Source organism: Streptomyces sp. IBSBF 2435 (assembly GCF_036815005.1).
Taxonomy (GTDB): domain Bacteria; phylum Actinomycetota; class Actinomycetes; order Streptomycetales; family Streptomycetaceae; genus Actinacidiphila.
Genome location: NZ_JAJSYW010000103.1, coordinates 1 through 23,306 on the forward strand (window position 1 = coordinate 1; position 23,306 = coordinate 23,306).

General features: G+C 70.6%; 14 protein-coding genes and 2 pseudogenes. 5 read left to right on the forward strand and 11 right to left on the reverse strand.

The window, feature by feature from the left end:
- Positions 1–851 (forward strand): annotated as a pseudogene (locus tag V7E46_RS20360) (hypothetical protein); the annotation flags it as partial.
- Positions 852–913: 62 nt separating this feature from the next.
- On the opposite strand, the gene V7E46_RS20365 reads toward V7E46_RS20360, so the two are convergent.
- The 3 genes from V7E46_RS20365 to V7E46_RS20375 all read right to left on the reverse strand — a co-directional run bounded on the left by V7E46_RS20365 (position 914) and on the right by V7E46_RS20375 (position 7,415).
- A complete protein-coding gene (locus tag V7E46_RS20365) occupies positions 914–5,869 on the reverse strand; it encodes an NAD-glutamate dehydrogenase (RefSeq protein ID WP_333769740.1) in 4,956 nt (1,651 codons plus the stop codon).
- Positions 5,870–6,157: 288 nt separating this feature from the next.
- Entirely contained in the window at positions 6,158–6,811 is a 654-nt protein-coding gene (locus tag V7E46_RS20370; protein WP_333769741.1) for an HAD family hydrolase, read from the reverse strand.
- Positions 6,812–6,908: 97 nt separating this feature from the next.
- Complete coding sequence (locus tag V7E46_RS20375; protein ID WP_329178558.1) at positions 6,909–7,415, reverse strand: DUF6912 family protein; 507 nt, start codon at positions 7,413–7,415, stop codon at positions 6,909–6,911.
- A 349-nt stretch (positions 7,416–7,764) separates the two neighbouring features.
- Between V7E46_RS20375 and V7E46_RS20380 the strand changes: the two genes are divergently transcribed.
- The gene (locus V7E46_RS20380; protein WP_329178557.1) at positions 7,765–8,112 is read left to right on the forward strand and encodes an Rv3235 family protein; all 348 of its coding nucleotides are present in this window, start codon (positions 7,765–7,767) and stop codon (positions 8,110–8,112) included.
- 138 nt (positions 8,113–8,250) lie between these two features.
- Here the strand turns inward: V7E46_RS20380 and secA are convergent, their stop codons facing one another.
- Positions 8,251–11,055: a preprotein translocase subunit SecA gene (secA, locus tag V7E46_RS20385; RefSeq protein ID WP_333769742.1), complete on the reverse strand. Its 2,805-nt coding sequence runs from the start codon at positions 11,053–11,055 to the stop codon at positions 8,251–8,253.
- A 227-nt stretch (positions 11,056–11,282) separates the two neighbouring features.
- Between secA and V7E46_RS20390 the strand changes: the two genes are divergently transcribed.
- A complete protein-coding gene (locus tag V7E46_RS20390; protein ID WP_333769743.1) occupies positions 11,283–11,885 on the forward strand; it encodes a GNAT family N-acetyltransferase in 603 nt (200 codons plus the stop codon).
- 67 nt (positions 11,886–11,952) lie between these two features.
- Positions 11,953–13,140: a winged helix-turn-helix domain-containing protein gene (locus tag V7E46_RS20395; RefSeq protein WP_333769744.1), complete on the forward strand. Its 1,188-nt coding sequence runs from the start codon at positions 11,953–11,955 to the stop codon at positions 13,138–13,140.
- A 40-nt stretch (positions 13,141–13,180) separates the two neighbouring features.
- Here the strand turns inward: V7E46_RS20395 and V7E46_RS20400 are convergent.
- The 7 genes and pseudogenes from V7E46_RS20400 to mtnA all read right to left on the reverse strand — a co-directional run.
- Positions 13,181–13,846, reverse strand: a pseudogene (locus V7E46_RS20400) (response regulator); the annotation flags it as partial.
- 206 nt (positions 13,847–14,052) lie between these two features.
- The gene (gene hpf / locus V7E46_RS20405) at positions 14,053–14,739 is read right to left on the reverse strand and encodes a ribosome hibernation-promoting factor, HPF/YfiA family (RefSeq protein ID WP_443054267.1); all 687 of its coding nucleotides are present in this window, start codon (positions 14,737–14,739) and stop codon (positions 14,053–14,055) included.
- A 278-nt stretch (positions 14,740–15,017) separates the two neighbouring features.
- Positions 15,018–15,725: a ComF family protein gene (locus V7E46_RS20410; protein ID WP_333769745.1), complete on the reverse strand. Its 708-nt coding sequence runs from the start codon at positions 15,723–15,725 to the stop codon at positions 15,018–15,020.
- A gap of 183 nt (positions 15,726–15,908) precedes the next feature.
- Positions 15,909–17,744, reverse strand: coding sequence for an LpqB family beta-propeller domain-containing protein (locus tag V7E46_RS20415; RefSeq protein ID WP_333769746.1), 1,836 nt, complete (start codon positions 17,742–17,744; stop codon positions 15,909–15,911).
- Positions 17,744–19,693, reverse strand: a complete 1,950-nt coding sequence (gene mtrB, locus V7E46_RS20420) for an MtrAB system histidine kinase MtrB (protein ID WP_443054268.1) — start codon at positions 19,691–19,693, stop codon at positions 17,744–17,746. The genes V7E46_RS20415 and mtrB overlap by 1 nt, the downstream gene beginning before the upstream one ends.
- A gap of 1 nt (position 19,694) precedes the next feature.
- Complete coding sequence (gene mtrA / locus V7E46_RS20425; protein ID WP_106966605.1) at positions 19,695–20,384, reverse strand: MtrAB system response regulator MtrA; 690 nt, start codon at positions 20,382–20,384, stop codon at positions 19,695–19,697.
- 147 nt (positions 20,385–20,531) lie between these two features.
- Positions 20,532–21,596: an S-methyl-5-thioribose-1-phosphate isomerase gene (gene mtnA / locus V7E46_RS20430; protein WP_333769747.1), complete on the reverse strand. Its 1,065-nt coding sequence runs from the start codon at positions 21,594–21,596 to the stop codon at positions 20,532–20,534.
- 620 nt (positions 21,597–22,216) lie between these two features.
- On the opposite strand from mtnA, the gene V7E46_RS20435 reads away from it, so the two are divergent.
- Positions 22,217–23,191: a hypothetical protein gene (locus V7E46_RS20435; protein WP_333769748.1), complete on the forward strand. Its 975-nt coding sequence runs from the start codon at positions 22,217–22,219 to the stop codon at positions 23,189–23,191.
- The last annotated feature ends 115 nt before the right edge of the window (positions 23,192–23,306 follow it).

The window sequence follows — 23,306 nt, forward strand, 5'->3', positions numbered from 1 at the left end:
GGGTGGGTCAGCAGGGGCTCGGCGCTCAGGGGCCGGGCCCTCAGGGGCCGGGCACGGCCTACCCGGCGGGAACGTCCTCGTGGCAGCCGCCGGGCGGCGTACAGACCGGCGCGCAAAGCCCCGGCTCCGGCTCCGCGCCGGGTACGGGAGGACAGCCGAGCGGCCGGATGCAGAAGGTGCTGGCGATAGGCGGTGGCGTCCTCGTCCTGGTCCTCGCCGTGACGCTGACCTACGCCTTCACCCGCGCGAGCAACGACGACGACGCCTCGGCGAAGGGCAACCCCTCCGGCAGCGCCCCCTCGCAGGCCCCGGACCAGCAGCCCACCAGCGGCCCGGCCACCGTCACCGACCCCGCCGGGACCGGAGCGTCCGCCGCCGGCGGCGCGACGGGCTCCGACGCGCCCAGCGCCCCGTCCGGCGACTACACGGTGATCTTCCAGAACCGCACCCTCACCGTCCGGCCGCCCAACAGCCTGGACTCCGGCCCCGACGTGGACCTGGACCAGCCGAAGGTCGACCCGCAGCACACCCTCCAGAACGGCGACATCGAGTTCAGCTATGGCGACGACTACCTGACCTTCGACACCCCGGCCGGCAAGTCGCCGACCGACGAGCCCGCGGACTGCAAGGACGCCGCCGACTCCGCCCCGCTGCCGACCCAGATCGGGGCCCAGCAGCTGGTCGGCACGAACGCCCTGATCAAGGTCGGCGACCGGCTGTGCATGGTGACGTCGTCGGGCGACCTCGCCATGTGGACGATCACCGCGACCGAGCCGACTCGGAACTTCTACAAGACCCCCGTCTACACCGGCAGCCTCACCCTCTGGAAGGTCCCGGGCGCCGCTTCCTGACCGGCCCCGCACCGGGCGGGCCGGACAGCACCCCTGTGCCGTCCGCCCGCCCGGCTCCGGGCTCAGCGGTGGGTGCGCAGCAGCGTCCTGAACGTCCGCATCGCCACCGACAGGCTGGCCAGGTCGAATTCCTCCGCCCCCTGGATCTCCTCCAGGGTCGTCCGCGCCCGCCCGATCAGCCCGGCGTTCTGCTCCTCCCAGGCGTGATAGCGCTGCTCCGGGGTGGCCAGGTCGTCGCCGGCCGCCAGCACGTCGGCGGTCAGCGCCGCGTGCGCCGCGAAGAGGTCCTCGCGGATCGCGGCCCGGGCCATCGACTGCCAGCGGTCGGAGCGCGGCAGCAGGATGATCCGGTCCAGCAGCTGGGTGATCTGCAGCCGGTCGGCGAGGTCGAAGTAGATCTCGGCCACGTCCAGCGGCTCCTTGCCGCTGCGGTGGGCGACCTCCACGATGTCGAGGGCGGGGAAGGCCGAGGAGAATCCGGCGACCCGGGTGGCCAGCTGCTCGGGCACTCCGCTGCCGGTCATCTCCTCGTGCAGCGTCTCGTACCACTCCAGGTCGGCGCCCCGCAGCAGCTTCGGCAGCTGGGACCAGACCGTGGCGACGCCCTCGGCGAAGTCGTCGATGGTCTCGGCGATCTGCAGCGGTTGCAGCCGGTTGTTGAGCAGCCAGCGGGTGGCCCGCTCGACCAGCCGGCGCGAATGCAGCCGGATCCGGGTCTGCACGGTGGCGTCGACCGTGTTGTCCAGCGACTCGACCTCGTCCCAGATCCCGCTGAGCCCGAAGATCGCGCGCGCGGCGGTGTGCGCCCTGACGATCTCCTCCGTGGTGGCGCCGATCTCCTCCCTGAAGCGGTGCAGGAAGGTCGTGCCGCCGGTGTTGATCGTGTCGTTGACCAGCACGGTGGTGACGATCTCGCGGTGCAGCGCGTGGGCGTTGATCTGCGTGGCGAACCGCTCCCGCAGCGGCAGCGGGAAGTACGCGTGCAGCAGCCGCCGCAGATAGGCGTCGTCGGGCAGCCCGGTGTGGATCAGCTCCTCGGCCGTGGTGATCTTGGCGTAGGCGAGGATCACCGCCAACTCCGGCTGGCTCAGGCCCTGTCCCGCGCCGAGCCGTTCGCGGATCTGCCGGTCGGTGGGCAGGAATTCCAGCGCCCGGTCCAGATGCCCGTCGCGCACCAGGCGGCGGATGAAGCGCTGGTGCGCCGGGAGCAGGCTGTCGGACTGCGCCATGCTGTTGCCGAGCGCGACATTCTGCGCGTAGTTGTTGCGCAGCACCAGGTTGCCGACCTCGTGGGTCATCTCGGCCAGCAGGCTGTTGCGCTGCTTGACCGTCAGATCACCCTCGGCCACCACGCTGTTGAGCAGGATCTTGATGTTGACCTCGTGGTCGGAGGCGTCCACCCCCGCGCTGTTGTCGATCGCGTCGGTGTTGATCCGGCCGCCGGCGCCCTCGGGCCCGCCCGACCGGGCGAACTCGATCCGGCCCAGCTGGGTGAAGCCCAGGTTGCCGCCCTCGCCGACCACCTTGACCCGCAGGTCGGAGCCGTCGATGCGGATCGCGTCGTTGGCCTTGTCACCGACGTCCGCGTTGGACTCGGTGGAGGCCTTGACGTAGGTGCCGATGCCGCCGTTCCACAGCAGGTCGACCGGGGCCTGAAGGATGGCCTTCATCAGCTCGGCCGGGGTGATCTTGGCGGCGCCCGGCGCGATACCGAGGGCCGCGCGCACATGCGCGTTGACCGGGATCGACTTGGCCGTCCTGGGGTAGATCCCGCCGCCCTGCGAGATCAGCGAGGTGTCGTAGTCCGCCCAGCTGCTGCGCGGCAGCTCGAACAGCCGCCGCCGCTCGGCGTACGAGGTCGCCGCGTCCGGCTTGGGGTCGAGGAAGATGTGCCGGTGGTCGAAGGCGGCGATCAGCCGGATGTGCTCGGACAGCAGCATCCCGTTGCCGAACACGTCACCGGACATGTCGCCGATGCCGACGACCGTGAAGTCCTCTTCCTGGGTGTTGTGGCCCGTCTCCCGAAAGTGCCGCTTCACCGACTCCCAGGCGCCGGAGGAGGTGATGGCCATCTTCTTGTGGTCGTAGCCGACCGAGCCGCCGGAGGCGAAGGCGTCGCCGAGCCAGAAGCCGTAGGAGACGGCCACCTCATTGGCGATGTCGGAGAAGGACGCGGTGCCCTTGTCGGCCGCGACCACCAGATAGGTGTCGTCCCCGTCGTGCCTGACCACGTCGCGCGGCGGGACGACGTCGCCGGCCACCAGGTTGTCGGTGATGTCGAGCAGCCCGGAGATGAAGGTCTTGTAGCAGGCGATGCCCTCGGCGAGCCACGCGTCGCGGTCGGCGGCCGGGTCGGGCAGCCGCTTGCCGACGAAGCCGCCCTTGGCGCCGACCGGCACGATCACGGTGTTCTTCACCATCTGCGCCTTGACCAGGCCGAGCACTTCGGTGCGGAAGTCCTCGCGCCGGTCGGACCAGCGCAGACCGCCGCGGGCGACCTTGCCGAACCGCAGGTGCACGCCCTCCACCCGGGGCGAATACACCCAGATCTCGAACGCCGGCCGGGGCGCGGGCAGTTCGGGGATGGACTGCGGGTCGAACTTCATCGACAGGTACCGGTGCGGCTGCCCGTCCTCGGCGCGCTGAAAGTAGTTGGTGCGCAAGGTGGCCTTGATCAGGCTGAGGAAGGACCGCAGGATACGGTCCTCGTCCAGGCTGGCGACCTGGTCGAGCGCGCCGTCCAGCTCCTCCAGGATACCGTCGGTCAGCTCGCTGCCGGCCCGCTGGTGGTCGGGCGAGAGGCGGGCCTGGAAGAGGTTGACCAGCAGCCGGGTGGTGTGGACGTTGGTCTTGAGGGTGTCCTCCATGTAGTCCTGGCTGAAGGTGGACCCGGCCTGCCGCAGGTATTTGGCGTACGCGCGCAGCACCATCGCCTGCCGCCAGTCGAGGCCGGCCCGCAGCACCAGGGAGTTGAAGCCGTCGTTCTCCGCCCGGTCGGTCCAGGTGGCGGCGAAGGCCTCCTGGAAACGCTCCCGCGCGTCGTCGCCGAGGTCGCCCAGCGCCGGGTCGAGCCGCAGCCCGAAGTCGTAGACCCAGACCCGTGACTGGTCGGAGCAGTGCAGCTCGTAGGGCCGTTCGTCCACCACCTCGACGCCCAGCCGCTGCAGCACGGGCAGCACCGCGGACAGCGAGACCGGCGCCCCGGTGCGGTAGATCTTGAACCGCCGCTCGGCGGGCGCGGCCCCGACCGGCTCGTACAGGCTGAGGGTGAAGTCGTCCTCGCCCAGCTCCTCGAAGTGCTGGAGGTCGGCGACCGCCACCCGGGGCGGGAAGTCCGCGCGGTAGCCGTCGGGGAAGGCCTGCCCATAGCGGCGGACCAGCTCGGCAGCGCGCTCCTCGCCGCATTCGGCGGTCAGCGCCTCGGCGAAACCGTCGGCCCAGGAGCGGGTGGCGTCCGACAGCCGGCTCTCGATGCGCTCGACATCGGCGTCGGTCAGCTCGCGCAGCGAGGCCCCCGGGTCGATCCGGATCACGAAGTGCAGCCTGGACAGCACCGATTCGGTGTTCCACGCAGTGAAGTCGACGCTGTGGCCGCCCAGTTCCTCCTGGAGGATGTTGGTCAGCCGCAGCCTTACCGCGGTGGTGAAGCGGTCCCGCGGCAGATACACCAGGGCGGAGAAGTAGCGGCCGTACTCGTCCTGCCGCAGGAAGAGCCGCAGTTTGCGGCGCTCCTGGAGGTAGAGCACGCTGGTGACGATGGACCGCAGCTCGTCGGCGGGGGTCTGGAACAGCTCGTCGCGCGGGTAGGTCTCCAGGATCTGCAGCAGGTCGCGCCCGTCGTGGCTGTCGGCGGAGAATCCGGCGCCCTCCAGCACCTCTTCGACCTTGCGGCGGACCACCGGCACCCGGCGCACCGACTCGGTGTAGGCGGCGGACGAGAACAGCCCGAGGAAGCGGCGCTCCCCGATCACATTGCCGTCGGCGTCGAATTTCTTCACCCCGACGTAGTCCAGATACGACGGCCGGTGCACGGTGGAGCGGCTGTTGGCCTTGGTCAGGATGAGCAGCTTGTGCTCCCTGGCCTTGGCGCGGGCGTCGGCCGGCAGCCGGCTGAACGACGGGGAGTTCGGGTGCCCCGGGTGGGTGCTGTCGCTGAGCGGGTGCTGCGGGTCGGAGCGCAGGATGCCGAGCCCGGTGCCGGGGACGGCGGCCAGCACGTCCTCAGAACCGCCGTCCTCCGCGGTCCCGGTGGTCAGCTCGTACTCGCGGTAGCCGAGGTAGGTGAAGTGGTCGCCGTCGAGCCAGCGCAGCAGTTCGAGGGCCTCACCGGTCTCCTGCGCGGGCAGCGGCGGCGGGTCGGCGGCCAGCTCGTCGGCGATGGACTGCGCGGCCTGCCGCATCTTCGCCCAGTCCTCGACGGACTCCCGTACGTCGGACAGCACCCGGCGCAGGTCGGCGGTGATCTCCTTGAGGTCGCCCCGGTCGGTCTCCCGGTCGATCTCGACATGGATCCAGGACTCGACCAGCACGTCGTGCGGCGGCGTCCCGTCGCCGACCTCGGGGGCGGTGGCCATCACTTCCAGCAGCTTGCCCGTGAGGTCCCGGCGGACGGTGAACTGCGGGTGGACCACGACGTGGATCGCCCGGTTGGCCTGGGTGAGCGCGTTGGTCACGGAGTCCACGAGGAAGGGCATGTCGTCGGTGACCACCTCGACGACGGTGTGGCTGCACTGCCAGCCGTTCTCCTCCACGCTCGGGGTGTGCACCCGGACGTTCGCACTGCCCTGCGGGCGTACCTCGGCGAGCCGGTAGTGGGACAGCGCGGCACCGAAGATGTCGTCCGGATCACGGTCGACCACGTCTTCCGGCGCGCTGTGCAGGTAGTACCGCTGGAGAAACGCGGTCATCGCCGCTGGGTCGAGGCCCTGGCCGGGCTGTTTCCCCTTCTGGCTGTTCTCACCGACCCGCGCTGCCTGTTCCAGCCGCTCGGCCTTGGTTTCGTCCAGCTTGGTCTGCATGTCCTCTGACTCCTGTCGCGCGCCATTGCGTGACGTCGGTGGATGGCACGACGTACCGCGACGCGGGGTTTCCGCTACGGGACGACGCTATGCCGGAAAAGGGGTTCGCCGCGCCCGTCGGCACGGAGCAGCCCCGGGAGAACGGATCAACGTTGATCACGACGCCCAGGCTATCGCCCTGTCCGGGGGGGCTGTCAGGAGACGTCTTCGTACAAATGCACCAGACGTCTTTGGCCCGAATGGACAGAAACCGGCCGGGACATTCGTCTGAAAGGTGCCGGTGGTCCGTCAGGAAGCTATTCGCTCGGCCAGTTCGACGGCCTCGGCGAGGCTGTCCGCCACCGGCACGCCCGCGGTCTCCAAGGTTGCCCTGGAGTGCGAGCCGCCGGTGTAGAGCACGGCATGGGCGCCGACGTGCGCGGCGGCGACCGCATCGTCCAGCGCGTCGCCGATCACCACGGTCCGGCGCGGATCGACGGGGCCGAGCGACTCCAGATGACGGACCATCTGGGCGGCCTTGCCCTCGGTCGCCTTCCCCCTGCGGCCGTCGACACGCAGGAAGTGCTCGGTGATGCCGTGCGCAGCCACGATCGGCACCAGCTGCTCGTGCGGGGCGAGCGAGCACAGCGACTGGGTCAGCCCCGCGGCCCGGCGGGCGGCCAGCAGTTCGGCGGCGCCCTCGGCCAGCCCGCAGGTCTCGGCCAGCGTCCAGTAATACCGGTGGAAGGTCGCGTCCATGACCTCCCACTCGGCGTCCGACGGCAGCCGCCCGATCAGCCGCTCGTAGAACAGGGGCACGGGCACGCAGTACAGCTCGCGGTAGCGGTCGATGGTGATCGGGGGCAGGCCGAGTTCGGTGAAGGAGGCGTTCGTCGCCTCGATCACTGCGTCGATGTCGTGGAAAAGAGTGCCGTTCCAGTCCCACACGAGATGCGTGCTCATGGAAAGAACCGTACTCGCGTGGGGCGTCGGGACGGTGTGCGGCCTGTGGACAACTCGGGTCCCGGTCCGACTGTACGGCGATCGGCGGATCGGTCGATCAGCCGATCAGATTGGGGATCTCCTGGGTGGCGTACCAGAGCAGCTCGTGGTCCTCGGCGCCGTCCACCGTGAACTGGGCGTCGTCGTCACCGGCGTCCGCCGCCCCCAGCGCGTCGGCCGCGGCCGCCACGTCGCGCTCGGCGTCGTCCGCGTCCAGGTGGACCGCCGCGGCATCGGCCAGCGGCACCCGTTGCGAGAGCCTGACCTCGCCCAACGCGGCCGGATCCAGAGCGCGGTCCGGGTCGAAGCGGACCGCGGCGTCGGGGACGTCGACCGCGATGACCGTGCGGCGGCGTGGCACATCCGGGTGAATCGCGAGCAGCCGCAGCGACGCCTGGGCGGCCCGGGTCAGCGCCGCGTACTCCAGTTCCTCTATGTCGTCCGAGACGTACCACTCACGCAGGCTGGGCGTCACAGCGAAGGCGTCGAGCGGCACAGGCCCCGCGTCGCCTGCCTTGTAGGCCTCGGCCAGCCCCGCCAGGGTTGTCGGAATATAGACGCGCATGGCGTGAAGCATACGTGCGCAACCACGCTGATAGGTGAATTCTGCGGCGCCTTCGAACAGCGCACGCCGGGTTTGCCTGGTGCCGGCGGCCACCCCTAGAACCGGACTACCAGTCAGTAACAATCTTGGGGAGCCCGCCATGCAGCCACCGCAGCCACCCGTCGCGCCCGCGTCAGGAGCCGCCCCCGACCCGCGGCGGCGCGTACCCAGGCGCGTACCGTCGTCGCCCGTGTCCGCGCCGCCGCGCAGGCCCGGAGGCGCGGGGGCGGCGCCGCCCGGCCGCCGGGACATCCGCCGCCCCGCGGGACGGCCGCAGCCGGGCCGTGCGCCGGCCGGAGTTCTCAGGCCGATGCCGGCGCACGACTGGTTCGCCGGCCGGCTGCTCGACGTCCTGACCGGGCGGCAGCCGCTGACGATGCTGGCCGGCAAGGTCAGGGACGAGGCGTATCAGCAACTGTGGGAGCTGCACGCGCAGCGGGCCGACTGGCGCCCGCGCGGCAACCGCGGGCGTACCCCTTTCGTGTACCGCTGCCGCGTCTGCGCGATCGATGTGTCGGCGCTCGAAGTGTGCGCCGTGGTCTGCCTGGGCCAGGACGTCTTCCGCGCGCTGGCCTTCCGCCTGGAGTCCGGCGGCCCGCGGGCGACGTCCGGCTACGGCCCCGGTCACTGGCACTGCACCGCGGTCGAGGCCCGATGACCTCCGGCAGGACGACCGCCGACCCCGCGGCGATACGCCGCGGGCGCCGCGCACCGCACCATGACGCGGCCGGGGGCCGGACCGTCTCCGGTCCGGCCCCCGGCCGGTGCTCGCATCCGCGCAGGCGGCGCGCAGGGCCTACTTCTTGCGGCGGCGTCCGCCCTTGGCAGCCTTGCGCCGCTCGGCGCGGGTCTGGCCGACCTCGTCGTCCTCGGCGGCGGCGTCCGCCGGGGCGCCCTCGAAGTCGCCCTCGACGACGCCGCCCTCGCCGTCCACCGACGGCGCGGAGAAGTGCAGCCGGTCGGCCCGCTTGGGGGCTTCCAGGCCCTTGGCACGGATCTCCGGGCGGTCCTTGGCCAGCGACGGCACCGCGTCCTGGACATCGGCGTCGGCGGTCACCGGCACCTCCTCGACCTGCTGCTCGACCTGGACCTCCAGGTTGAACAGATAGCCGACGGACTCCTCCTTGATGCCGTCCATCATGGCCGTGAACATGTCGAAGCCCTCGCGCTGGTACTCCACCAGCGGGTCGCGCTGCGCCATGGCGCGCAGCCCAATGCCCTCCTGGAGGTAGTCCATCTCGTAGAGGTGCTCACGCCACTTGCGGTCCAGCACCGACAGCACCACGCGACGCTCCAGCTCGCGCATGATGTCCTCGGTGAGCTGCTTCTCGCGCTCCGCGTACTGCTCGTGGATGTCGTCCTTGACGGCCTCCGCGATGAATTCGGCGGTGATACCGGCGCGGTCGCCCGCCTCCTCCTCCAGCTCCTCGACGGTCGCCTTGGCCGGGTAGAGCTGCTTGAACGCGCCCCACAGCCGGTCCAGGTCCCAGTCCTCGGCGAAGCCCTCACGGGTCTCCGCGTCGATGTACGCGTCGATGGTGTCGTCCATGAAGTGCTGCACCTGCTCGTGCAGGTCCTCGCCCTCCAGGACGCGGCGGCGCTCGCCGTAGATGACCTCGCGCTGCCGGTTGAGCACCTCGTCGTACTTGAGGACGTTCTTGCGGATCTCGAAGTTCTGCTGCTCGACCTGCGACTGGGCCGAGGCGATGGCGCGGGTGACCATCTTGTTCTCGATCGGCACGTCGTCCGGCACATTGGCCATGGACATCACGCGCTCGACCATCTGCGCCTTGAACAGCCGCATCAGGTCGTCGCCGAGGGAGAGGTAGAAGCGGGACTCGCCGGGGTCGCCCTGCCTGCCGGAACGGCCGCGCAGCTGGTTGTCGATCCGGCGCGACTCGTGCCGCTCGGTGCCCAGCACGTACAGGCCGCCGAGATCCACGACCTCCTCGTGCTCGGCCTTGACCGCCTCCTCGGCGCGCTCCAGCGCCTCGGGAAGGGCCGCGGCCCACTCCTCGACGTGCTCCAGCGGGTCCAGGCCGCGCTGCCGCAGCTCCGCCTCCGCGAGGTCGTCGGGATTCCCGCCGAGCTTGATGTCCGTACCGCGGCCGGCCATGTTCGTGGCCACGGTGACCGCGCCCTTGCGCCCGGCCTGGGCGACGATCGACGCCTCACGGTCGTGCTGCTTGGCGTTCAGCACCTCGTGCGGGACACCGCGCTTGGACAGCTGCGCCGACAGGTACTCGGACTTCTCCACCGAGACCGTGCCGACCAGCACCGGCTGGCCCTTCTCGTGCTTCTCGACGATGTCCTCGACCACGGCCGCGAACTTCGCCTCTTCCGTGCGGTAGATCAGGTCCGGCTTGTCCATCCGGGCCAGCGGCCGGTTGGTCGGGATCGGCACGACGCCGAGCTTGTAGATCTGGTGGAATTCGGCGGCCTCGGTCATGGCCGTACCGGTCATGCCCGACAGCTTGTCGTACAGGCGGAAGAAGTTCTGCAGGGTGATCGTGGCGAGCGTCTGGTTCTCGTCCTTGATGTCCACCCCTTCCTTCGCCTCGATCGCCTGGTGCATGCCCTCGTTGTAGCGGCGGCCGGCGAGGATACGGCCGGTGTGCTCGTCGACGATCATGACTTCGCCGTCCATGACGACGTAGTCCTTGTCGTTCTTGTACAGCTCCTTGGCCTTGATGGCGTTGTTCAGATAACCGACGAGCGGGGTGTTGACCGACTCGTACAGGTTGTCGATGCCCAGCCAGTCCTCGACCTTGCCGACGCCGGACTCGTGAATGGCGACGGTGCGCTTCTTCTCGTCCACGTCGTAGTCGCCGGTCTCCTCCTTGCCGAGGCTGCCCGCCTCGCCGCGGTTGAGCCGGCGCACCAGCCGCGCGAAGTCGCTGTACCACTTGGTGGCCTGGTCGGCGGGCCCGGAGATGATCAGCGGCGTACGCGCCTCGTCCACCAGGATCGAGTCGACCTCGTCGACGATCGCGAAGTTGTGGCCGCGCTGTACCAGTTCGTCCTTCGACCACGCCATGTTGTCGCGGAGATAGTCGAAGCCGAACTCGTTGTTGGTGCCGTATGTGATGTCGCACGCGTACATCGCGCGGCGCTCGGCGGGCGACATGTTCGCCAGGATGCAGCCGACTTCGAGGCCGAGGAATTTGTGCACCCGGCCCATCCACTCCGAGTCGCGCTCGGCGAGGTAGTCGTTGACGGTGATCAGGTGCACGCCCTTGCCGGACAGCGCGTTGAGATACGCCGGCAGCGTGCCGACCAGCGTCTTGCCCTCACCGGTGCGCATCTCGGCGACGTAGCCCAGGTGCAGGGCGGCGCCGCCCATCAGCTGGACGTCGTAGTGCCGCTGGCCCAGGACCCGCCTGGCCGCCTCGCGGACCGTGGCGAACGCCTCGGGCAGCAGGTCGTCAAGGGTCTCGCCGTTCTCGTACCGCTCTTTGTACTCGTCGGTCAGCGCCCGCAGCTCGGCATCGGAAAGGTTCTCGAAGTCCTCTTCGATGGAATTGACCTGGTCCGCGATGCGGTGCAGTTTGCGCAGGATCTTGCCTTCGCCTGCACGCATGAGCTTGTTGATGACGGACACGTAGGCTGGCTCCTTGCCGGTCGGGCCTGGCGCGGTTGCCGCGCGGGGCACAGCGGGGTTTTCTGTCGGCCTCGGCCCTGCTGCAACGGCCATCGTAAGCGAGGAGACCAGCGGGCCGGGAGGCCCGGCGACGGCAAAACGGTTTTCCAGGGTCCCGCGGGCTCCGCAATACTCGGCCGCAGGTCGTTTGTCCCCGTCCGAGCCCGTCGCGGAAGGTACGCCGAGCCATGGAGCCCACCACCCTGACCACCGGGCGCCTGCTGCTGCGTCCGCTGGAGTCGTCCGACGTCGACGCCGTGCTGGCCGCGTGCCAGGACCCCGAGATCCCGCGCTGGACGACCGTCCCCTCGCCCTACACCCGCGCACACGCGGTGGATTTCGTCGAACAGGTCAGCCCGCGCGGCTGGCGCGACGACACCTCCTACAACTTCGGCGTCTTCACCCGGGAGAGCGGCACCCTGGTCAGCTCGATGGGGCTGGTCAGGCTGGCGCAGCTGGCCGCACCGGGCCGGCAGGCTGAGCTGGGCTACTGGACGGCGAAGGAGCAGCGCGGCAGGGGCTACACCGCCGAGGCGGGCCGCGCGGTGTGCGACTGGGCCTTCCGGTCGCTGGGCGTGGAGCGCCTCGAATGGGTCGCGGAGGCCGGCAACGTCGGCTCCCGGGCGGTGGCACTCAGCATCGGCTTCGTCATGGAGGGCACCGTACGGGCGAAGATCGTGCAGGACGGGACCCGGCGCGACGCCTGGAGCGGGGCCCTGCTGCCCTCGGACTGGGGGCGGGAATCGGCGACCGCGTATCTGCCGTACGACGCAGGGCAGCCGTCGGCGTGATCCCCCGATACCAGCGGTTTTCGCAGGTCAGCACCGATTGTCAGTAGGGCGTCCTAGGCTTGCGGCCATGACAGCGCTGCCGCCGCACCAGCTCACCCTGTCCGCCGACGAGGCCCGCAGGATCGCCCTGCGCGCCCAGGGATTCCTCGGCGCTCCCGACCGGCGGGCCGGCACCCGCGGGGTGCTGCGTTCGCTGGGCGCGGTGCAGCTCGACACGATCTCGGTGCTGGCCCGCTCGCACGAGCTGATCCCGTACGCGCGGCTGGGCGCGGTCGGCCGGGAGGCGGTGGAGCGGGCGTACTGGTCGGACGACCACGCTTTCGAGTACTGGTCGCACGCCGCGTGCATCCTGCCGATCGAGGAGTGGCCGCACTTCGCCTTCCGGCGCCGGGCCCGGCGGGCGCGCGGCCACCGCTGGCACGTGCTGGCCGACGCCGAGCGGTCGTGCGCCGCGGTCCTGGACCGGCTGCGGGCCGACGGGCCGCTGACGTCCACCGAACTGGGCGGCGCGAAGAACGGCGGGCCGTGGTGGGACTGGTCCGAGACAAAGATCGCCGTCGAGTGGCTGCTGGACACCGGCGAGGTGGTCTGCACCCGGCGGCGCGGCTGGAAGCGGATCTACGACCTGGCGGAGCGCGCCGTCCCGGACACTCTGCTGCACGACGACATCGACGACGCCGAGTGCATGCGGCGGCTGGTCACCCAAGCCGGCGCCGCGATGGGGGTGGCCACCCGCGCCGACCTCGCCGACTACCACCGGCTCAGGGGCGAGCAGGTCTCCGCGGTGATCGCCGACACCGGTCTGGTGCCGGTCGAGGTCGAGGGCTGGGGCAAGCCGGCCTGGGCCGATCCGGCGGCGCTGGCGAGCGAGCCGCGCGGCCGGCACCGCACGACGCTGCTGTCGCCCTTCGACTCACTGGTCTGGGACCGGCCGCGCACCGAGCGGATCTTCGGCTTCACCCACCGCCTGGAGGCCTACACCCCCAAGCCGAAGCGGATCCACGGCTATTTCGCGATGCCGCTGCTCGCGGGCGGCCGGCTGGTCGGCCGGGTGGATCCGGCCCGGGAGGGCAAGACCCTGATCGCCCGGCAGGTGACACTGGACGGCCCGAAGGCGGTGCAGCCCGCCGCCGACGCCATCTCCGAGGCGGCCGGCTGGGTGGGCTGCGTGGAGGCCCGGGTGGAGCGGGTGCTGCCGGAGACCCTGCGCGAGCCGCTGGTCACCGCGGTCAAGCGCGGCCACGACCGCCGCTGACCGCCCGGGCGCCGCGTGCGCCGCCGGCGGCGGCACCGGGTCAGCGGATCTCCAGGATCTTCTCGCGCATCGCGTAGACCACGGCCTCCATCCTGGAGTGCAGCTGCAGCTTCTCCAGGATGTTGCGCACATGGTTCTTCACGGTGTTCTCGCTGATGAACAGCTGTTTGGCGATGTCCCGGTTGTTCAGCCCGGTGGCCACCAGCTTGAGCACCTCCAGCTCCCGGTCGGTGAGTTTGGGCGCAGGCAGCAGCCGCCGCTCGTCGGTGCGCTGGATCATCGACTTGAACTCGGTCAGCAGCTTGGACGCCATCGAGGGGCTGATCTGCGACTGCCCGTCCGCGACCGCGCGGATCGCGGTGGCCACCTCGTCGGTGGAGATCTCCTTGAGCAGATAACCGGTCGCCCCGGCCTTGATCGCCTCGTAGAGGTCGGCTTCCTCGTCGCTTATGGTCAGCATGATGATCTTGGCGCTGGGGGCCACCTCCTTGATGGAGGTGCACGCCTCGATGCCACCGCGGCGCGGCATCCGTACGTCCATCAGCACGATGTCGGGCAGCAGGTCAGCCGCCTTGTCCACCGCTTCCGCCCCGTCGCCAGCCTCGCCGACGACCTGGATGTCCTCCTCCTGCGCGAGCACGATCTCCAGGCCCCGCCGGAACAGCGCGTGGTCGTCGACCACCAGTACCCGGATCGGTTCGACCGGGGCCGGCCCGGCCGATACGTCCGAGCGCGAATAGGGGCTGGGACCGCTCCCGCCGGCTGCCCGGTGCGCAAAATCCGGCATCAGATCCTCCCCCTCAGACCAGAGTTCACCACTGCTGGTCCAGCATTTCACGTCCTGGCGTGCTGGTGCCCCCAGGAGAACCCGGGGGCACCACGCACAGCCGCCCTGTCGTCCGGCGGCCCGGCTCAGCGGCGCAGCAGCCCGCCAGCTCCGGCCGGGGCCTCGGTGCCCGCCTCGTCCGCGTTGATGTGGATCACGCCGTAGTCGTAGCCGTGCCGGCGGTAGACCACGCTCGGCTGCTTGGTGTCGGCGTCGATGAAGAGGTAGAAGTCGTGCCCGACCAGCTCCATCTCGTAGAGCGCCTGGTCCAGCGCCATCGGCGCCGCCGCGTGCGTCTTCTCCCTGACCACCAGCGGCCCGTCGCCGCGTACCTCCAGCGGGCCGATCCGCTTGGTCGGCACCCCGTCCGTCGAGTCCTCGCTGCCCACGAGTTCGCCGTCGGCGTTGATGTACGCCGCCTCCGGCACGGCCGAGGCGACCTCGGCGGCGGGAATCCGCTCATTGCCCCGGCGGGTGTGGCGCTTGCTCGCGGCCTTGCGCAGCCGCGCCTCCAGCTTGGTCACCGCGACGTCCAGCGCGGCGTACGGGTCGGCGGCTGCCGCCTCCGCCCGGACCACCGGGCCCCGGGTGTTGAGCGTGATCTCCACCCGGTCGGAATGGTCCGCCTGCCGCGGGTTGAGCTCCTTGGACACCTCGACGTCGAGGCTGATCACCTTGCCGTCGAGCTTCTGGATCTTGTCCAGCTTCTCGGCCACGTGCTTCCGGAACCGCTCAGGCACCTCGGTCTTGCGGCCCTTGACGACGATGTCCACGCAGAACTCCGTTCCCGGACCGCGCCGGCTGACCGGCAACGGTCCCTTTCGCTGAGGCCGGCCCGGGTGCCAGTCCCGTCCGGCGCTGCGTCTGCTGCCGCTTCGCCCCCCGGGCTCACCGGGTACCGCGAAGCTACGGCTTTCACCTCCTCCTGCCCCACAGGGAAGATCAACACCCCATAGTGTTCGCTTCCCTCTACCCCGAACATAGTCCTGGTGTGCGGAGGTCGGCATCCCCAGCGCCGCACTACCTCCATTCGGGTGAATACCGGAGCCCGTCACCTGCGGCGATGCGCAGCGGAGGGGATTTCAGGACCGTCCGGTCCCGCGACCACCGCCGCTCCTGCCACCCTCCCCCCAGCCGCTGTGAGGGCTTGAGCCGCCACGCTCAGTGACGTCCCGGTCGTCATCAGGTCGTCCACCAGGACGACCGGTGCCGCCGCCAGCAGCGCCAGGGAGCCGCCGGCCACTTCCATCGCGCCGGACAGATTGGCCAGTCGCCCTGCCGCGTCCAACCCGGACTGGTCGGCGACCGCCCGCCGCTGCCGCAGCACCGCCACCGCCCTGGCCGGTGTCCCCTGCCGGCGCAGTGCCGCTGCCGCCGCACGGGCCATCCGTGCGGTGGCGTCATGACCCCGCCGTGCCACTGCCCGCCGCGCGGAGGGCACTGGTACCAGCAGCACCGTCCCCGCGACGCCCAGCGGCCCTACAGCCGCGGCAAGGGCCGTTCCCAGCGGCCGGGCCAGGCCCAGCGCGCCTCTTTCCTTGTGCGCCAGGAGCACGGCCCGCACCTCGTCGCCGTACCGCCCCGCCGCATGGACAGGTGGCAGCCCCGCCGGCTCCGGCGCCGGACGTACCCGCCGTACCGAGAACGCCCCGCCCAGCAGCCCCCGGCACCGCTCGCACAACTCCGTACGCGGAGACCCGCAGCCCGCGCAGTCCACCGGCAGCAGCAGCCCGGCGATCTCCCGCCACCAGCCCCCCATGCGTCCACTGTGACTGCTGCCGGGCATCGGCTGCCAGTCACTCGTGCGAGGGCTGTGGACAACTCGGATCAGGCACCTGACAAGCGGCGGTCCATGCGGTCCATGCGGTCCATGCGGTCCATGCGGTCCATGCGGTCCATGCGGGGCCTGGGGCGGGCGGCGCTCCGGCCCTCCGCCCGCCGGTCAGCCCGGGTAGACCGGGCTGCCGCCCTTCGGCGTGACCTTCTTCCAGTTCGAGTCGACGGGCAGCCAGTAGACGCTGCCGTTGTTGGAGACCAGCAGCGGCTGGGTCGTGTCCTCGGAGGCCGCCACCGACACCGCCTCGCCGATGCTCGCCACCGCGGGAGCCACGAAACCGTCGGTGTTCACGTACTGGATCTGCTGGCCGCCGCCCACGTCGCTGCCCAGCACCACCAGCTGGCTCGCGCCCGCCCAGGACACCGAGCTGACGCTCTCCCCGTTCGGCGTGAGGTCGCGCAGGCCCATCACGCTGAACTGCGGCCTCTGCTGTGTGCCGGCCCGCTCGATCCAGCCGAGCTGCAGTGTCTTGACACCGTCCTTGTCCACGACCAGGACGATCCGCACCCCGTCGGAGGCGACCCGCAGCGATTCGACCCGCCCCTCCAGCTCCGGCACGTCCACCTCGGCCGGCGCCCCCGTGCCGCCCCGCAGCACGTACAGCTTGGAGACCGCAGGATTGCGGTCGGCCACCCACAGGTCGCCGAAGCCGTCCCAGCTCGGCGCGCTCAGCCCGTTCCTCGGGTCCTGCGCGGCGCTGGTCAGCGTCGACGCCTGGAAGGGCTCGTCGTCCGTCAGCGATCCGACCACCAGCTGGCGCCCGTCGGACTTGACCCCCGCGGCCATCAGCTCCTCGCGCTGCACCGCGACCGACGCCAGATCCGCCTTGGCCGAGCCGAACTGCCCGCGCACCGGATGCGCGGCCGTACCGTTCGGCGTCAGCTCGTACAACTGGTGCTGCGCGGCGCCGATGAAATACTGCCCCGCCCCCGACCCGATCTGATTCGCGGAACCGTACCCGTGCGCCTGGGAGCTGGGCAGCGAGCAGGCCGTTCCGCCGTCGGCGTGCTGCACCTCGGCGGACAGCAGCTTCGCGGAGGACTGCGCCTGCACGGTGGCGAAGAGCTGGTCGGCCAGCCGCACGCACGCGTCGGTGCCGAGCCGGTCCGCCGCCTTGTTCAGCCGGACCCGCAGGTGCTGCGAATCGTCCAGCGTGACGCCCTCACCCGGGCCCTTGCCGTAGATCCGGACCCCCGCGGGAGCCGCGGGGGCGACCGCACGGGACAGCCAGTCCGTGGGGCCCGCGAGCAACGCGGCCACCGTCGCGGCCAGCGAGTCGGGCTGCTGCTGGCGCAGGTAGACCGGGTCGGCCACCAGCCTCTGCTGCCGAGTGCCCAACCGCTCCGCGTCGGAATCCAGCTCGGCGAAGTAGTACATGTTCACGGAGTGATATATCCGGTGGAAGTCTGCGGCGGACAGGATCAGGCCGTTCGGCAGCGCGTCGATGCGCCACTCCTTGCCCTGCCTGACCAGATGGACGGTCGCGCGGAAATTGCCCGTGTCGGGCTGGTACGCGTGCTTGGCGTCCACCAGCGCAGCCTTGGGCCCGGACACCGCCACCGTCGTGCTCGCGTCCTTGGGGCCGGTGTCGTCGCCGCCGTCGCTCTGCGGGCTGCCGGACAGCACGGTGATCCCGGTGAACGGGTCCCACGTGTGCTCCAGATTCGTGGCCAGGTACTTCTTGGCCGTGGCGAAATCCGGTTCACCGCTGGTGGTGGCCTCCAGGAAGCCGTCGACGATCTCCGAGGCGCTCTCGCCGGAGTGCGGGGGTATGCCGAACACCCGCACCTGCGAGTCGGCGTCCGCCTGCTGCCCGTTGTCGGCCTTGCGGACCTCGCCGCTGCTCGGCATGGACGTGCATCCGGCCAGCAGCAGCGCCACGCACACCGGCAACCCGCCGCGCTTGAGCACCCGCAGGCCCCGGCCCCCCATGACTCGCATCAGACGTCGTCCTCCCGAACCGCTTCCTTGCGTCCCACCACCCGCGCCCCGCTGCCCGGCAGCGCCGCGGGATCGGCCGTCGCCGGCCGGGCCGGAGCCACGCTGGGCATCGGCGGTATCAGGCGCCCCGCCTCCCTGCCGTGCCCGTTGCCCACTGCCGCGCCGCCGGCACCCGCCCGGGGCGCGGGGACGGTCGGCGTGGCCGCCAGACCCGACGCGATCAGTCCGCGGTTGCGGCGCGAGTCGTCGGGCTCCAGTGCGATCGGCGACCCGCGCAGGCTGTCGCCCGCCGTCCGCGGCAGCGTCATACGGAACTGCGACCCGCCGCCCGGCTCACCCCACGCCTGGAGCCAGCCGCCGTGCAGCCGTGCGTCCTCCACCGCGATCGACAGCCCGAGGCCCGTACCGCCCGTGGTGCGCGCCCGGGCGGGATCGGCCCGCCAGAACCTGTTGAACACCCTGGTCGCCTCGCCCGGCTTGAGTCCGACGCCGTAGTCCCGCACCGCGATCGCGACCGCTCCGTCGGCCGTCGCCAGCCGTACGATCACGTCCCGGCCCTCGCCGTGCTCGATCGCGTTGACCACCAGATTGCGCAGCACCCGCTCGACCCTGCGGGGGTCGGCCTCGGCGATGACCGGCTGGGCGTCGCCGCGTACCACCACCCGGCTGCCCTTGCGCTCGGCCAGCGGCTCCGCCGCGTCGACCACCCGGCGCACCACCTCGCGCAGGTCTATCGGCTCCGCCGACAGTTCGGCCGCGCCCGCGTCGAACCTGCTGATCTCCAGCAGGTCCGAGAGCAGCGACTCGAAGCGGTCCAGCTGGTTCTGCAGCAATTCCGCGGACCGCGACATCACCGGATCGAAGTCGTCGCGCCCGTCGTGGATGATGTCCGCCGCCATCCGTACCGTCGTCAGCGGCGTCCGCAACTCGTGCGACACGTCGGAGACGAAGCGGCGCTGCATCCTCGACAGATCCTCCAGCTGCTGGATCTTGACCTGGAGATTCTGCGCCATCTTGTTGAACGACTCGCCGAGTCTGGCGATGTCGTCCTCACCGGTGACATGCATCCGTTCCTGCAGTCTGCCGGCCGCGAGCCGCTCGGCGATCCTGGCGGCCATCCGCACCGGCGTGACCACCTGCCGGGTCACCAGCCACGCGATGGCGCCGAGCAGGACCACCACGAAGATGCCGGCCGTCGCAAGAGTGCCCTTGACCAGGCCGAGGGTCTTCTCCTCCTGATCGAAGGGGAAGACGTAGTACAGCTGGTACGACGTGCCGTTGGGATCCGTGAGGCGCTTGCCGATGGCGAGCGCGGGCCGCGGCGGATTGCCGTCGTCGGTCTTGAGCATCGTGTACTGCTTGAGCGCCCCGGTGTGCCTGTCGACGGCGTCGCTGAGCGATTTGGGAATGGTCTCCACGGGCAGTACGCGGTCCGAGCCGCGGGGCCCGCGCGTGGAGTCGTCGCTGGCCCGGCCGAACTCGTCGGGCCCGTCCGTCCCGGGGCTGAGCGTGACGATCCAGTACACGCCCTTGCCGCCGCTCGCGAACTGCCCGACCAGGCCGTTGAGCCAGGTCCTCGAATCGATGGACCCGCGCGACGGCCCGGATGCGGCATCCGCGCCGTCCTGCGCCTGGCTGCCCTGCGTCGCCATGTTCTGAGCGATGGAGAAGCCACCGGTCGCCTGATTCTGCGCGGCCTTCTCCTTGGCGTCGAGCAGGCCGTTCTTCACCTGCCCGATGACCACGAAGCCGAGCAGCAGCACCACGCCGACCGACATCAGCAGGGTGAAGGCGACCACCCGCAACTGGAGGTTGCGCCGCCACAGCCGGGCTGCCGGCTGCAGCGGACGCCGTGCCCAGCGCACGCACGAGCGGATCACCGGCAGCAGACCGCGCATCGGGTCCGCAAGCCGGCTCTCCAGCCGCTCACGCTCGTACGAGGCGCACATCTCAGCCCGGTCCTGCCTTGTAACCGACCCCGCGGACGGTCACCACGATCTCCGGGCGCTCAGGGTCCTGCTCGACCTTGGAGCGCAGCCGCTGCACGTGCACATTGACCAGCCGGGTGTCCGCCGCGTGCCGGTAGCCCCACACCTGCTCGAGCAGGACCTCGCGGGTGAACACCTGCCACGGCTTGCGGGCGAGCGCGACCAGCAGGTCGAACTCCAGCGGCGTGAGCGCGATCGGCTGGCCGTCGCGCTTCACCGAGTGGCCGGCCACGTCGATCACCAGATCGCCGATGGTCAGCTGCTCCGGTGTCGGCTCCTCCGCCCGCCGCAGCCGCGCCCGGACCCGTGCCACCAGTTCCTTCGGCTTGAACGGCTTGATGACATAGTCGTCCGCGCCCGATTCCAGGCCGACGACCACGTCCACGGTGTCGCTCTTCGCCGTGAGCATCACGATCGGCACACCTGACTCCGCCCGGATCTGCCGGCAGACATCGATGCCGTCCCGTCCGGGCAGCATGAGATCGAGCAGCACCAGATCCGGCTTGGCCTCCCGAAATGCAGCAAGCGCCTTGTCGCCGTCAGCGCAGAACGACGGCTCAAAACCTTCTCCGCGCAGCACGATGCCAAGCATCTCTGACAGCGCGGTGTCGTCGTCGACGACCAGGACACGTCCCTTCATACCGACCATCATCCCATTTGCATATCGATACTGGTGACCTTTCGTGATCAAGGTCACGCTATGCGACTATTGTCCCTGGTTGTACTCGGTTGCGCTGCCCCTCAGCTGCAGCCTGTGGATAACTTGTGGACCTGCCCGCACGTGACGCTCCGCGGAGCGTCACCGAACGGTCTGCTGTGCACACACCGACGCGAGGCTCTCGGCAGTCACCGGCGACGCCACACCGTGCTCCGTGACGATCGCGGTGATCAGCTCCGGCGGTGTGACATCGAATGCCGGATTATAGGCCTGTGTGCCGAGCGGTGAGGGAGCCAGATCCGTCACCTCACTTCCGGGCCGGTGCTCCACCTCGATCGCCGCACCGTCGGGAGTCGCAGGATCGACCGTCGTCGTCGGCGCGACCACCACAAAGGGCACCCCGTGATAGCGGGCGAGCACCGCCAGCGGATAGCTCCCCACCTTGTTCGCCGTCGACCCGTCGGCCGCGATCCGGTCCGCCCCGATCAGTACCGCGTCCACCTCGCCCGCGGTGAAGAGCGACCCGGCGGCATTGTCCGCCAGCAGCGTGTACGGCATCCCCGCCCGCGCCGCCTCCCACGCCGTCAGCCGCGCGCCCTGCAAGAGCGGACGCGTCTCGTCGACCCACAACCGCCGCAGTTCGCCCTCCCGGTGCACGGCCAGGACGACGCCCAACGCGGTCCCCTCCCCGCCCGACACCAATGCGCCGGTATTGCAGTGCGTCAAGATCCGGTAGCCGCCACCGGGCGCCAACTCCGCAAGCAGCCGCACGCCGTGCGCCGCCATCGCCGTGCTCGCCGCCGCGTCCTCGGCGTGCAGCGCCCGCGCCTCGGCGAGCGCCGCCGCCGGCCCCGCCCCTGGCACCGCCGAACGGTACGCGGCAAGAGCGCGCCGCACGCCGTACCCGAGGTTCACCGCCGTCGGCCGCGCGTGCGCGAGCACCTCGGCCGCGTCCTCCACGTCGTACCCGCGGACCGCCGCCAGCGCGATCCCGTACGCCCCCGCCAGACCGAGCAGTGGTGCGCCCCGGACGGCGAGGGAACGTATCGCCTGAACGAGCGCGGGTACGTCGGTACAAGCCAGCTCGACCTCCTCCTGCGGCAGCCGCGTCTGGTCGAGCAGCACCAGGACCGGACCGTCCGGCGGCTCCTCCCAGCGCAGCGCAGGGACCGTGCCATGACCGGATTCCACGAGGTGATCACCCATCCGTCCAGTCTGCCCTGCCACGGTCGACCTACGGCAGCCCGTGACACGATGGCGACGAGTAACCGACAGGACATACGAAAGGGCAGCCTCCGATGACCAACACTCCGGGCTGGGCCTCGCCCGGATCCTCCGACTCGCCAGAGCCGGACAGCGGCGACAGCCCCGATGCAACACACCCCGCAGCCGGGGAAGAGAAGGACGACCGCGCACCTGACGCCCCGACGACCCCCGCGGTGCCGCCGACGAGCGGTGTCTGGTCACGACAGCAGCCACCGCCCGGGCAGTGGCACACCCCCTCTGGCAGCGACCCGCACACCTCAGCACGGCCTTCCGTGCCCGCGGCAGCGCCCGCGGACGCGCGGCCCGACGTGACAGCCCCGCCCGCCTCCCCAGCGGCCCCTGGCGACGCTCCTTCCGGCGAGCCGGCACCGCCCCAGGCACCCGTGCCGCCGGCCTCAGGACCGGGTGCGGGCAGCCCCGGTGGCGGCTGGGGACACCAGTGGGCGCCCCCGCCCCCACCGCCGTCACAGAGCGGTGGTCCGCGCTGGGGCCCGGCAGCGGCTCAGTACGGCACGGGGCAGCCGGCGTACGGCGGCAGGCCGCGCGCGCCGCAGCCCGGAGTGATCCCGCTGCGTCCGCTGGACGTGGGGGAAATCCTGCAAGGCGCTGTCTCCACCCTGCGGCAGCACTGGCGGACCGCCATGGTCCTGGCCTTCGTCGTCGGCCTTCTGACCGAGAGCGTCAACGCGCTGATCAGTGGCCTCCTTATTGATGACACTCGAATTGATGACCTCAACCGGAATTCCGACCCGAGCGTCAGCGACATCCTGCACGCGCTCAGCGGCACTGCCGCGGCCTCGCTGCTGCTCATCGTGACGAGCATGATCGGAGTGGTCCTCACCGCGGGCCTGCTCACCACTGTCATCAGCCGCGCGATCCTCGGACGGCCGACCACGCTGTGTTCGGTCTGGCAGGACGTCCGCCCCCGGCTGACACTCCTCGTCGGCCTCGCGCTGCTGATCCCGCTGGCACTGTGCGCGATCGTCGCGGTGCCCGCCGCCCCCGGTCTGCTGATCGCGCTGGCCGGCGGCGAGTCAGCGGGCGCCTCGCTCGCCTCACTCGGGCTGCTCATCGGAATCGTCGTCTCGATCTGGCAGTGGAATCTCTGGAGCCTCGCCGCTCCGGCCCTCATGCTCGAAAAGCAGGGCATCAAGGCGGCGATGAAGCGCTCGCTGAAGCTCGTCAATGATTCATGGTGGCGCGTTCTCGGTGTGCAACTGCTCATGATGCTTATCGCGGGCATCGCGTCTCTCATCATCCAAGTGCCGTTCGCGCTGATCGCCGACGCGGCGGGCGACAACAGCATCAACAGCGTCTTCTCCGCGAGCGGCGACAGCAGCTGGACCACGATCATCATCGTCGCCATCGGCGGCGTGATCAGCTCCACCCTGACCCTGCCGATCAGTGCGGGCGCCGTCTCCCTGCTGTACGTCGACCAGCGCATCCGCCGCGAGGCCCTGGACATCGAGCTCGGCCGTGCGGCAAAGGTCCCCGGATACGAGGCCCCCGCCGCCAGGGTCGGCGCCGAACGCTGACAGGCAGGGAGGCAACAGCAGAAGGGCAACGCAAAAAAGTCCCGCCCCCGAGGTGACCCCGGGGGCGGGACTTTCTAATAATTGTTCGGCGGTGTCCTACTCTCCCACAGGGTCC

Excerpts from the sequence above, each read along its gene's own strand:
- V7E46_RS20365 (WP_333769740.1), bottom strand. The coding sequence starts at position 5,869 with ATGCAGACCAAGCTGGACGAAACCAAGGCCGAGCGGCTGGAACAGGCA.
- V7E46_RS20370 (WP_333769741.1), bottom strand. The coding sequence starts at position 6,811 with ATGAGCACGCATCTCGTGTGGGACTGGAACGGCACTCTTTTCCACGAC.
- V7E46_RS20375 (WP_329178558.1), bottom strand. The coding sequence starts at position 7,415 with ATGCGCGTCTATATTCCGACAACCCTGGCGGGGCTGGCCGAGGCCTAC.
- V7E46_RS20380 (WP_329178557.1), top strand. The coding sequence starts at position 7,765 with ATGCCGGCGCACGACTGGTTCGCCGGCCGGCTGCTCGACGTCCTGACC.
- V7E46_RS20390 (WP_333769743.1), top strand. The coding sequence starts at position 11,283 with ATGGAGCCCACCACCCTGACCACCGGGCGCCTGCTGCTGCGTCCGCTG.
- V7E46_RS20395 (WP_333769744.1), top strand. The coding sequence starts at position 11,953 with ATGACAGCGCTGCCGCCGCACCAGCTCACCCTGTCCGCCGACGAGGCC.
- V7E46_RS20410 (WP_333769745.1), bottom strand. The coding sequence starts at position 15,725 with ATGGGGGGCTGGTGGCGGGAGATCGCCGGGCTGCTGCTGCCGGTGGAC.
- V7E46_RS20415 (WP_333769746.1), bottom strand. The coding sequence starts at position 17,744 with ATGCGAGTCATGGGGGGCCGGGGCCTGCGGGTGCTCAAGCGCGGCGGG.
- mtrB (WP_443054268.1), bottom strand. The coding sequence starts at position 19,693 with ATGTGCGCCTCGTACGAGCGTGAGCGGCTGGAGAGCCGGCTTGCGGAC.
- mtrA (WP_106966605.1), bottom strand. The coding sequence starts at position 20,384 with ATGATGGTCGGTATGAAGGGACGTGTCCTGGTCGTCGACGACGACACC.
- mtnA (WP_333769747.1), bottom strand. The coding sequence starts at position 21,596 with ATGGGTGATCACCTCGTGGAATCCGGTCATGGCACGGTCCCTGCGCTG.